The sequence below is a fragment of the Streptomyces sp. NPDC001443 genome (assembly GCF_053597355.1).
This window is the reverse complement of record NZ_JBSFIA010000069.1, coordinates 1-12,001: the sequence shown is the minus strand read 5'-3', so window position 1 is coordinate 12,001 and position 12,001 is coordinate 1. Positions and strand designations below refer to the sequence as shown.

The following is a 12,001-nucleotide window of genomic DNA, read 5'->3' as shown; positions in this document are numbered from 1 at the left end:
GAGGCGGAGTTCGCGGATTGTGGCGCTCCATGACCTATCGTCCCCCTACAGTGCTGACCACGGCAGACCGGGGCAAGTACTACGGGGGCACGGGCATGGCGCGCGTGGTGACGGTGCATGGCATCGGCAAGCAGACGCTGGGCGAGGAGTCGCTGCGCCAGCAGTGGTTACCGGTCCTGAACGACGGCCTGAAACGGGCCGACCGCGGGGACCGGCTGGCGGAGCCCGATGTGGCGGTCGCCTTCTACGGTGACCTCTTCCGCCCCCAGGGGGCATTCCTTGCGGCCGGGGACCCGCCCTACACGGCCGCCGATGTCGCGGAGGGCTTCGAGCGGGATCTGCTGTTCGCCTGGTGGCAGGCGGCTGCCGAAAGCGATCCGGGCGTGGTGCCGCCCGGCGCGGACACACTCGTCTCCACCCCGCGGTCGGTGCAGGCTGCGCTGAGGGCGCTGTCGGGGTCACAATTCTTTGCCGAGGTGGCTCTACGGGCGATGGTGTCCGACCTGAAGCAGGTGAGCCGCTATCTCACCGATCCCGAGGTCCGGGCGAAGGCCCTGGCCCGCGTCGTCGACCAAATCCAAGAGGACACCCGGGTCGTCGTCGCTCACTCGCTGGGCTCGGTCGTCGCCTACGAGGCCCTGTGCGCCCGCCCCGGCCACACGGTGCGGGCCTTCGTGACCATCGGCTCCCCGCTGGGCATCCCCAACCTGATCCTGCACCGCCTCCAGCCGACCCCTCTCACGCTCGGTGGGCAGGCGAAAGGGGTGTGGCCGGGCAGCGAGCATCTGGCGTGGACGAACCTTGCCGACCAGGGAGATGTCGTCGCTCTGGTGAAGAATCTCCGCCCCGTGTTCGGGGAACGGGTGCGCTGCGCGGTCGTGGACAACGGCGCGCACGCGCACGATGCGTCGGCGTATCTGACGGACAAGCTGTGCGGACAGGCGATCGCGGACGGTCTCGCATGACCGTCTCCCCCGGCAGCGGCCCACAGGACTTCGAGGAGTCGCGCCGGTATCTGATCGCGGCCTCGGTCTCCCGCTATCCCAAGTGCCCCGACTGGGACCGGCCCGGACTCGTCGAGGCCCGTGAACGGATCGTCGAGCTGTTCACGAAGAATCTCGGCTACCGGCACCACACCGCGCTGGGCGCCGACCCGACCGTGCAGCAGCTGCGGGAGCAGCTGCGGGCGTTCTGCACCGCGGCCGAGCGGCGCGAAGACGATCTGGTGGTCGTCTATCTCTCCGGCCACGGCGAAGTGGACGAGACAAGCGGTGAGCACGTGCTGCTGATGTCGGACACCGACCCCGCCGACGTCTCCTTCACCTCGCTGCCGACTGCCGAGCTGGTGCGCGTCTTCAGCGGTACCCGGGTTCGCCGGCTTCTGCTGATCCTGGACACCTGCTACTCCGGGCAGGGCGGCAACGAGCTCGCCGCGGCAGCCCTGGAACGGCTCGGCGCGACGTGGGGGCAGAGCACAGCCAGTCCCGGGCTGGTGATCGTCTCCTCCGCTCAGCCCCACCAACAGGCCAAGGCAGGCCTGTTCCCGGACCTGCTCGACGGGGCCGTGAACCGCCAGGCCACGGCCGGCCACGCGCCGAAGCATCTGTCGGTCTCCGCCGTGGTGCAGCAGATGAATGACGACGAGGCCAAGCCCGCCTACCAGCGCATCAGCTTGTCCCTGATCGGGCTGACCGGTGAGCCGCCTGACTTTCTCAGCAACCCGCGCCACGATGTCCGCCTCACCGATGTCGATCTCGTGCTCCAGGACGCCGCCGAGTTCGACGAGTACGCCCGCCGCAGGGACACCGAATTCACGAGCCGGCTTCTGGTCCGTGCCATGGGCTACCACGGCGATGCCGCTCAGGGCTGGTGGTTCTGCGGCCGCCATCGCGTCCTGGCCGAACTCTCCGCCTGGCTCCGCACGGGCGACGAAGACCGGCGCAGCCCGGTGCCCGGTGACCCCGTGGGAGCTGGGCCCGTGCGCGTGGTCACGGCTGGCCCCGGATCGGGCAAGACGGCCGTGCTCGGACTCATCGCCGCCCTCGCCCTGCCCGAACGCCGCCGCACCGTGCCCATCGGCTCGCTCGGCCTGGACCCGGAGTGGATCCCCGGCGAAGGCAGCATCGACGTCATCATGTACGCCCAGAACCTCACCAACGGCGAAGTCCTGCACGGCCTCGCAGCCGCGGCAGGCCTGAAAGCCTCCACGGTCGGTGAGTTCCTCGACGACTTGGGACAGCAGACCAGCGCTCGCGCTCGGCCGTTCACTGTTCTCATCGATGCCCTGGACGAGGCCGCCACCCCGGACTCCCTGTGCTCACAGGTCGTGCGCCCCCTCATCGACCACTCCCAAGGCCGGATCCGCCTGCTCCTGGGCACCCGCCCCTATCTGCTGGATCGCCTCGGCCTCGACACAGCAATCCCCGACCGCGACAGCCGGGTCCTCGATCTCGACAGCACCCGCTACGCAGACCGTCAGGCGCTGCGCGTGTACACGATGCGCAACCTCATCGAAAGCCGTCACACCTCCCCCTACCGGCAACGCCCCGACCTGCTGGAGCCCGTCGCCAGCGCAGTGGCCGACGCCGCAGACCGCTCCTTCCTCGTCGCCCGCCTCGCCGCCTACACCCTCGCCTCATCCGACACCGTCGTCACCGACCCCCGCGATCCGCAGTGGCAGGCCGGCCTGCCAAGTCATGCCGGACAAGCAATGCGCGACGACCTCACCAGCCGCCTCGGCCACGACGCCCAGCGCGCCGCCGACCTGCTGCGCCCCCTCGCCTACGCCGAAGGCCAGGGCCTGCCCTGGGAAGACATCTGGGCGCCCCTCGCCTCCGCCATCTCAGGGCGCATCTACACCGACGACGACCTTCTCTGGCTGCGCCGCAACGCCGGCTCCTACGTCGTCGAAGCCACCGAGAACGGCCGCTCCAGCTACCGCCTCTACCACCAGGCCCTCACCGAACACCTCCGCGAAGACACCGACCCCGCAGCCATCCACAGCGCGTTCGTCGACATCCTCACCGCCCGTGTCCCCTACCGCGGCGACGCTACCCGCGACTGGTCCCGAGCCCATCCCTACACCCTCAACCACCTCGCCACCCACGCCGCAGCCGCACACCGTATCGACGACCTCCTCACCCACACCGAATACCTCGTCCACGCCGCCCCCCACAGCCTCACCCCCCACCTGCACCAGGCATCAGGCAGCCGGGCCCGCCTGACTGCCGCCGTCTACCGCACTTCCTTCGACCTGCACGCCGACGCCTCCCCGCCCGTGCGCCGCAACCTCCTCGCCCTCAACGCCGCCCGCGCCGGCGCCACCTCACTCCAGGAACAGCTCAACAACTGTGCCCACACCAGTCCGTGGGTGCCCGCGTGGGCCACCGGACACGACTTCACCCCCGCGCTCCGTCACTCCCTCACCGGACACCACGGCCAGGCGCAGGCCGTGGCGTGTGCCGTCCTCGACGGCCGCCCCGTCGCCGTCATCGCCACCAACACCGGCACCGGCACCGGCACCGGCACCGGCAGGGTGTATGTGTGGGACCTGGCCACCGGGCGTCCGGTCGGCGATCCCTTCGCATCCTTCGACCGCCGGGTTCATGACGTGGCGTGTGCCGTCCTCGATGGCCGCCCCGTCGCCGTCATCGCCACCAGCGCGCCCTTCGATACCGGCAGGGTGTATGTGTGGGACCTGGCCACCGGGCGTCCGGTCGCCGAACCCCTCGCTTCCTTCGACCAGCCGGTCCAAGCCGTGGCGTGCACTGTCCTCGATGGCCGCCCCGTCGCCGTCATTTCCACCGGCGCGCTCTTCGACACCGGTGCCGGCCGGATGTATGTGTGGGACCTGGCCACCGGTGGCCAGGTCGGCGAGTTTAGTGCTGGCGTCGACGACCCGGTTGGGGCCGTGGCGTGCACTGTCCTCGACGGCCGCCCCGTCGCCGTCGCCGTCATCGGCACCGACGCGCTCTTCGGCAGCGACGTGGTCATCGGTTTGGGTGCCGGCAGGGTGTATGTGTGGGACCTGGCCACTGGTGACCAGGTCGGCGAGTTTAGTGCTGGCGTCGACGACCCGGTTGGGGCCGTGGCGTGCACTGTCCTCGACGGCCGCCCCGTCGCCGTCATCGCCACCGGTACCAGCACCGGCAGCGTGCGTGTGTGGGACCTGGACCCCGATGGCCTGGTCGGCGCACCCTTCGCTTCCTTCGACCGCCAGGTTCGTGCCGTGGCGTGCACTGTCCTCGACGGCCGCCCCGTCGCCGTCATCGCCACTGCCACCGGCAGGGTGTCTGTGTGCGACCTGGCCGCCGGTGGTCGGGTCGGCGAACCTCGCGCCGTTTGTGCCGTGGCGTGCACTGTCCTCGACGGCCGCCCCGTCGCCGTCATTGCCACCGGCGCGCCCTTCGAACCTGGTGCCGGCGGAATGTATGTGTGGGACCTGGCCACCGGTGGCGAGGTCGGCGAGCTTAGTGCTGGCGCCGACGCCCCGGTTGGGGTCGTGGCGTGCACTGTCCTCGACGGCCGCCCCGTCGCCGTCATCGCCACCAGCAACTTCTTCGACCCCGGCCGGATGTATTTGTGGGACCTGGCCACCGAGCATCCGGTCGCCAAACCTTTTACACGCTTCGACGACCCGGTTGAGGTGGTGGCGTGCACTGTCCTCGATGGCCGCCCCGTCGCCGTCATCGCCACGGCCACGGCCACGGCCACCGGCACCGGCACCGGCACCGGCACCGGCACTGTGTATGTGTGGGACCTGGCCACCGGGCGTCCCGTCGCCGAACCCCTCGCTTCCTTCGACCAGCCGGTACAAGCCGTGGCGTGCACTGTCCTCGATGACCGCCCCGTCGCCGTCATCGCCGCCGGCCCGCTCTTCGAGACCGGTGCCGGTCGGGTGTATGTGTGGGACCTGGCCACTGGTGGCCAGGTTGGCGAACCCTTCGCTTCCTTCGACCGCCGGGTTCGTGCCGTGGCGTGCACTGTCCTCGACGGCCGCCCTTTGGCCGTCATAGGCACGTTCAGCAATGATCTTCATCTATGGGATATTAGGGCGAGGAAGGCTTTGTGCCGCTTTGTCATACCAGGCCTGAGAGCAGTTGATTTCTCCTCGGACGGCAGTCTCGTCGTGGCGTTGGAACGCGATCTTGCGCTCCTCGCGTACCGGTCGGACAAGCTCGGTCCAGGCTCGATGGATGAGACGGACAGACGGTGACCGCGCCCGCCTGGCCAATCCGCTCAGGACTGGTGCTCATGCGCGGGTTCGCCTCTGGTGTGTTACCTGAGCTCGACGGAGTACGAGCTGCCGTCGAATTCCCATCCGTCGGTTCCTTCGCCGATGTCCGCGACGATGATGTCGTCGATGAAGTGGTCCTCGAAGGCGTCGTCGGTGAGCTCGCCGGCTGTCCAGAGTTCCTCGATCGCGTCCCAGTCGCCCCGGCTCCCGTCGATCCGCAGAGGTGCGGCGTGGCGTGTTCCGCGCTGGCGGCGGTCGGTGCCGGTGGTGACATAGCCGCTGATCTCGTACTGGCCGTCCTTGACGTGGTCGGGGATCGGGTCGGCGGGGACGATGGCGACGTTCTCGTAGGCGGTGTGGATGAGGTCGCGGTAGCTGCGGCGGATGTTGTATTCGGCGTCGGACAGCCAGTTGAGAAGGGTCTTGACGGTCACGTCGAGGCCTGCGTCTTCCAGGGCCTGGTGTCCGCGGTGGGTTGCGGTGAGCTGGCTGAGCTGGGCGTGCCAGTGCTTGGCGGTGTACGACGACAGCCGGTGGCGTGGGGTGACCTGGGCGCGCAGGAGGTCGCCGAGGGCGGCGCCCAGGGATCCTCCGTGTCCGGTGGGGCCGGCCATCAGTCGTCACCCTCGGGGATCATCTCGCCTGGCTGGATGAACTTGGCTTTGACCTCGCCGAAGCCGGTTCCGATCCGGTACGTGGCGGGGGGCGTGCCGGGCGGCGTCCAGAAGACGGCCGCGTCGACGTTGCGCAGGGCGATGAGCGTGTGACCTTCCTGGACTGCCTTGAACGCCCCGACCCAGTGGCGGACGGATGCTTCGGCGACCATGCTCATGCGCCAGTCCGGCCGCCAGAACGGGGACTTCTGTTCCTTGCGCTTGGGCCACAGCAGACGCAGGGCGATGGACAGCCGCGTCTTGTACGCCTTGTACGGGTCGCCGCCTGCCTGGACGAGCTCGGTACGCGCGTTGCGGGCCGCCTCGTAGAACGGCTTGAACAGAGACTCGTTGGCCTTTCCCGTCCACGAGTCGTGGATGGCCGGCATCGCGGTGAGGTGCCCTTCGCGGACGAGTCTCGCCAGCTGCTTGATGTGCGGGGTGGTCACCCACACGCGGCCCTGTTCGTCGGGCCGGTCGATGATGCGCCCCAGCGGGTGCGGCATGTCCGTGCGGGGCCACTGCGGGATGTCGATGAGGTAGATGCCGGCGCCGGCCTTGTCGAACGCCTCGAGGGGCCCGGTGTGCAGCAGCTTGTTCGGGGCGAGGGGGACGGCCGAACAGGCGGACGGGTAGCTGCCGTTGCGGTCGATCAGGCACAGCACCCCCTCTCCGAAGGAGGCTGGCACCTCGAGCTGGTCCCGCCGGACACGCTTGCCGTTGTCCCGGATGTAGGGCACGCGCATGCTGGTGACGTCGGGGTGGACCCAGCGTGGTTCGCCGTCCATGTGCTCACTGATCAGCGGCCACGGCCCGCTCTCCCGCTCCTCGGTGCGGATGACCTTGATCGGATGCATCTTCGAGCGGCCGACCGCATCCTTGAGCAGCTTCAGCGCGGGGAAGGGCGCGCCTTCCGGTTCGTCCTCCTCGTCCCCCGGCTGAAGTTCCTCGTCTGCGTCTGTGTCGTCTTCGCCGTCCGGCGCGCGGCCGCCGTCCGAAGCAGGGACAGCAGGAGTCTGTCCGGCGGCGGTGTAGGCGTTCAGTGCGGCAGCAAGTCGATGCCCCTCGTGGGTGTCCGGCAGTTGCAGCGGCGCCGCGGCAACCTGGGCGAGCGATGGCCCGAGCTCGTCAAGGGCGTTCTGGTCGCCGCCGGACAGCGCGGCGCGCAGCGCGGCCAGAACATGTGAGACGGAAGCCGGCAGTCCCTGCCGGGCACCAGAGGTGTAGGGCAGCGCCGCTTCGGCCAGCTCGCGCTCCACAGCGTTGCCCAGGCTCTGCTCAGGTACTGCACCGGCCGCCACAGGGCTGGCGGGGGCGTCATCGGCGTCGAGGAAACGGGCGTGCAGCAGATCGGGGCTCAGGTACGCGGAACCGATCGCGCCGACGTCGCGTTCCGCGATCGTCACCTGGACCTTGGCAGGGTCCTCGGTCGGTGCGAGCGTCACCAGGACGTCGGCCTCCAGGAGACCCAGGAGCGTGGGGTCGTCGCTGTCGACGATGGCGAGCACCGGCACATGCAGGGTGCGTGCGAGGGACGCCAGGATCTGGGAGGCGTCCGGGAGGCGGGCGCCCGACAGGGGAAGCCGGGCGTTGTCGGTGGCCTGGAGCCGGTCCACGACCACCAGTGCCAGGTCCTGGACGTACGGGGCGGTCTCGGCGATTGCCTCGGCGGTCAGCTCGCTGCCGTCGTCGATCAGCAGCGGCGCCTGGACCAGCGCCTGGGCCACCTGCTGCTCGTGTGCAGTGAGGCGGCCCTGCTTCAGGCGCGGGTAGTCACCCCCAGTCTCCGCGGAGACGATCCGGCGCATGATGTCGGCCTGGCTCGGCCCCGACGCCGCGTACAGGACGCGCTGGTTGTCGACGAGCGCGGTCTGGCGTGCGGCAGCCAGCCCCAGCAGGCTTCCGCCCACGTTCGGGGCGGCGGCCACCAGCGTCAGCCGGCCGGGGTGCAGACCGCCTGTCGCAGCGTCCAGTCCGGGCAGCCCGAACGTGGGGCCGCTGGTCGGGCCGGAGGCGAGCATAGAGCCGATGGCGTCGCCCAGCGTGGCGAGCCTGCGCGGCACGCTGCCGCGTCCCTGATCGCCTTGGCTGTTCATCGCACCTCCTGCGGGTACCGCGCCCGCGGCCTGATCGGACGAGTGGGCGCGAGAGTCAGTGTCGACGGGCAGTAGTACCGCGACCGGCGTGCGGCTGCGCCGGAGCACCTGCGGCTGACCCTGAGCTGCCAGCGTGATGAGTTCACCGAAGTCCTTCTGCGCCACGCTCAGCGCGTGGGACGGGAATGCGCCGTCCTTCCGCGCTGCCGGAAACCGGTCCAGCGGTGCCAGCAGAGCGCGATCCTCCCGCTTGTGGATCAGCGTCGTAACACCGTCTTCCTCGGCACGCTTCACCAAGGCGAAGAGGTCCGTACGGGCTTCGGTCACGCTCATCGCGTTCTCGGCCGGTGATTCCTGACCCTGGCTCACTCACCCTCCCGGCGCACTCAACTACCCACCATCATAGCAAAAATCAACTCTATAGCTCAGCCTGGATCACACATTAGATCGAAGAATTCACTCACTTCGCGCGTCTTGGTGGTGTGGGTTGACTACATGAAGGAGTCATCGTTCACAGTGCCGGGAAGTGCCGCACGGCACGCGGAGGCCGGGCCACCGGCCCCGGCCTCCGCTCACTGCGCCCGCAGACGCTTCCTGCCGCTCCGAACAGGCGGCCTCAGCTGTGAGCCGCAGGCTCCTGCTCTTCGGGCGCCTCCTTGTACGCGAGGTGGCCGACCGCAGAGTAGGCCTTGGCCAAGGTGGCGTTGAGGTCGCCTGCGAGGTCCCGCGCCCTGCCGGAGGACTGGGTGAAGCGCGCGATGACCTCGTCGAGAGGCTCGCCCCGAGAGTCGGACATCAGCCGCCCCTTGTTCTGGAGGCTCTGCACAGAGGTATCCAGAAGGTCGAGAGCGGTCCTCATTTCTCCGGCCACGCGCGTGAGGTAGCTGAGGACGCGGTAGGCCTCCAGCGGGTAATCGATCCCGTCGTTGTGAAGGGCCCTGACCAGATCGACCAGGGAGCGTGACGCGTCCTCCGCGTGCTGCTCGATGTTCATGGTGGTCTCGCTCATGTGGACGCGGTTCTCCTTGCTGGGGGCGATCGCAGACGATCGGTGCTGGCGCGTACGCACGGCATGCGGGACAGGGCGTTGGGCACTCCGGCTGGCGACAGCGGACCGTGCAGCAGCTCCGGCTCCCTCCGCTGGGCGGCCTTCCGCAGCCGGGTGCACGAGGGCGGGGAAGGCGGTCACCGTGCCCGGCCCGTCGTTGTTCGGTTCACTGCTCGGCGCCGTGATGGTGAGGTCCGGCGAGCGGGCCGTGTCGACGTCCTGGCCGCGCAGGAGGCTGGGGTGATCGAGCCCGTAAAGCGCCCACAGGTCCAGCGCGTCGTCCAGGAGTGCCGCGCGGTCGGCGCGGGGCATTCTCTCCACGCTGGCCAGCAGTATCCGGGCATCACCCGCGATGGCGCGGACGTGCTGGACGAGGAGGAAGAAGGCCTGGGCGGACCTGTCGGCAACGCCTTCCCCGGTCGGCCGTTCGTGAGCCGGATGCAGGCTGTAGACCGATGCGGCCGTCACCGCGAGCACGATTGGTTCCTCGTTGAAGAGCTTCGCCGTGAGGGACTCCAGGCACGGGGCGCACTGCTCGATGCGCGCGCCGATCAGCGCGGACGCGGTCCGCATGTCCGGTGCGGTCTCGACTCCCCACCGGCTGGGGTCGGCCGGCCGCAGGTCCTCGTTGGAGGGGCCGCCGCCGTGGTGGTGGAGGGTGCCGGCGTTGGCCGCGGCGTACGCAGCGCCCCGAGTGCGGCTCTTGTTTCTCGCCCGGCTCTTGCGGCCGTGGCTCTTGGTCATACGGCTCTCGTATTTCCCGCGCTCGGCCCCATGACCCGATGCGCGCGACGAAGAGCAGCATGCGGAAGGCTTCAACAGCTTTATGACTGTTCAGAGTTGATGTACGCCTCGCACTGATGCTCACAGTCCGAACCCGGTCGTACCGGGCCCGCGGGCACCTCTGCCGTGATGCACCCCGGTCATGGGCCAGGGCACTGGCTTGGGCCGATGCGACGGCCGTTGCCCCGCAGCCTACCGGTCCCCCGCCACCCCCGGAACTGACTCCCGAAACAGTTCGGTCCACGCGAGCCAGAAGCGCGATTGGAAAATCTGTGCGCCGACTCTCCGGGCACGGGCCTACGCTCCCGCCATGTACAGCAGCACCTACGCGCACCCGCGCCCCCTCGATCCCAGCGCCGGCTTCCGGCTCGGGGTGTTCGACACCTCGGTGCTCACCTCGGACATCACTGCCGCGCTGAAGCGGGGCAAGCCATCCTCGATCCTGGCCGGGATGCGCCACGGGACGCTGCGCGGCTTCATTCCCCACTACGTATGGGCCGAGGTCCCGCGCGTGCTCGCCGATCGCAAGGACGAGGGCGGCGACTTCGATCTCGTGAAGGCGGAGCGGCTGTGGTGGGGGCAGTACGTACCGCTGCTGCACGTCGTCTGTGTGAACGGATTGCCCCTGACGGCGGCCGCCGACAAGCTCGCCCAGGAAGACCTCAGCGACGTCGGCATCCTCCAACTCGCCGGCGTCATAGCCCCTGTCGTCCTCCTCGCCGCCGACCGCGACCTGATCCGTCACGACGTCGCCGCCCGGGACTGGCCCGCCCTGCGGGCCGTACTCGGGAAGATCGGCGCGGCCGAGCAGGCGGTACGGGGCAGCACCGCCGCGATGGAACTGTCCGGCCGCTCCCTGATCGGGACCGCACGCCTGGCACGTGCCTACCCGTTGGCCACCGGCGCTCTGGCGGTCGCCGCCGGCATCTACGCGTACCGCAATCGCGCCCGCCTCCCCCAGGCCCGCGCGACGCTCTCCCGGGCCGGCATCGAGGTCGTGCAGCTTCTCGCCGAGCCGTTCGCCCGGCACGAGTTGCACACGGGCACCTGGCGGGACGCCGAACGCGGCGTCCCCGGAGACGACGTGCTCTCCCGCGTCGCCCGGCTGCTCGCCCGCGCTCCCGCGCCGATGACGCGCACCGACATCCTCTCGGCCCTTCCCGCCGCCGCGCAGCACCCGCACCGACGCCAGATGGACGGACTGGACCGCCTCCTGCACCGCTTCCCCGCCTTCCACCAGCCCGCCCCTGGGAAATGGCAGCTTGGCAGGGCCAACATGCAGATCACCGCCTCGCCCTGGGGATAGTTGGCCCACCGGTACCACAAGGAGTGGAGCCCCCCATCGCATCCTGCGACACATCGCAGCGCTGCGGGTGCTGCCGTCAAGCTGCGGGCCTGCCAGCGAGGGAGGGGCCGGAAGTGGACGAGATCAGCTCAGGAGCCCCCAGGGGCTCCTGAGTACGGCGTCTGTAGGGTCTACCAGCCTTGGACACTTTCGTGAAGGAAACGTGCATGTTCTGTACGACGTGTGGGCGGCCGGGCGCGCCCGGGGAGAGCTACTGCGCCCGATGCGGTAACCGTCTCAACCAGGAGATCCGGATCACCGCACCGCCTTCGCTCACGCTGCGCTACCTCACATCCGGCCTGGGCGCCGGTGCCGCCGCGTGTGTGGTCATAGCGATATGCACGACGTATTCCTTCGCCGGACCGGACGCCCTTCCCACCACATTGCACGACAACGACGGCACACTGGCCTTCAATATCGCCCACGCCGTCATTCTGTCGTTGGGAAGTCTTCTGGCCCTGCTCCGTGGCAGTGCACGGCTCGGGCTGGGCTTGGCCGGTGGCGCAGGAATCGTCTATCCGAGCCTGCTGGTCGCTGATGTCGTCGGCATGTTCCGGTCCGGCGCCCAGGACACCTTGGGCTACATCGCTCCGGGCTTCGGGTTCTACTGCGGCATCGCCTCCGCAGTGCTGGCGGCCGCCGCCGCCGTTTGCGCTGTGACCGCACTCCGCCGAAGCGGGGACCTGCAGGTCGCCCCGACCAAAACCAGTGCCCTTTGGGCCGTCATAGCCCTGCTTAGCGTGGTTGGCTGCATAGGTGAGAACGAAGAACGAATGTCGGTCAGTGCTGGCAGCATTGCTGGCTTGAGGTGCCTGGAGATGTCGGTCAAAACCAGGAACG

7 protein-coding genes are annotated in these 12,001 nt (G+C 69.3%); 4 read left to right on the top strand and 3 right to left on the bottom strand.

All coding sequences use genetic code 11. From position 1 onward, the window contains the following. Window positions 1-29 precede the first annotated feature (29 nt). Together ACWC24_RS39885 and ACWC24_RS39880 are read left to right on the top strand one after the other, a co-directional pair. Window positions 30-965, top strand: a complete 936-nt coding sequence (locus ACWC24_RS39885) for a hypothetical protein (RefSeq protein ID WP_450667814.1) — start codon at window positions 30-32, stop codon at window positions 963-965. Further along, the gene (locus ACWC24_RS39880; protein ID WP_450667813.1) at window positions 962-5,215 is read left to right on the top strand and encodes a caspase family protein; all 4,254 of its coding nucleotides are present in this window, start codon (window positions 962-964) and stop codon (window positions 5,213-5,215) included. The genes ACWC24_RS39885 and ACWC24_RS39880 overlap by 4 nt, the downstream gene beginning before the upstream one ends. Before the next feature lie 62 nt (window positions 5,216-5,277). On the opposite strand, the gene ACWC24_RS39875 is transcribed toward ACWC24_RS39880, so the two are convergent. The 3 genes from ACWC24_RS39875 to ACWC24_RS39865 form a co-directional block, all read right to left on the bottom strand. Beyond that, on the bottom strand, window positions 5,278-5,850 hold the full coding sequence (locus ACWC24_RS39875; RefSeq protein ID WP_450667812.1) for a hypothetical protein: 573 nt from the start codon (window positions 5,848-5,850) through the stop codon (window positions 5,278-5,280). Next, window positions 5,850-8,318 (bottom strand): DnaB-like helicase C-terminal domain-containing protein, encoded by a 2,469-nt coding sequence (locus tag ACWC24_RS39870; protein ID WP_450667829.1) that lies wholly within the window; start codon window positions 8,316-8,318, stop codon window positions 5,850-5,852. The genes ACWC24_RS39875 and ACWC24_RS39870 overlap by 1 nt, the downstream gene beginning before the upstream one ends. A 283-nt stretch (window positions 8,319-8,601) precedes the next feature. Next, window positions 8,602-9,777 carry a hypothetical protein gene (locus tag ACWC24_RS39865; RefSeq protein WP_450667811.1) on the bottom strand — a complete coding sequence of 392 codons (1,176 nt, stop codon included), beginning with the start codon at window positions 9,775-9,777 and terminating at the stop codon, window positions 8,602-8,604. 349 nt (window positions 9,778-10,126) lie between these two features. Between ACWC24_RS39865 and ACWC24_RS39860 the strand changes: the two genes are divergently transcribed. Both ACWC24_RS39860 and ACWC24_RS39855 read left to right on the top strand, forming a co-directional pair. Then, the gene (locus ACWC24_RS39860; RefSeq protein ID WP_450667810.1) at window positions 10,127-11,122 is read left to right on the top strand and encodes a PIN domain-containing protein; all 996 of its coding nucleotides are present in this window, start codon (window positions 10,127-10,129) and stop codon (window positions 11,120-11,122) included. 206 nt (window positions 11,123-11,328) lie between these two features. After that, window positions 11,329-12,001, top strand: a 673-nt coding sequence (locus ACWC24_RS39855; RefSeq protein WP_450667809.1) for a hypothetical protein, incomplete at its 3' end; no start/stop codon positions are given.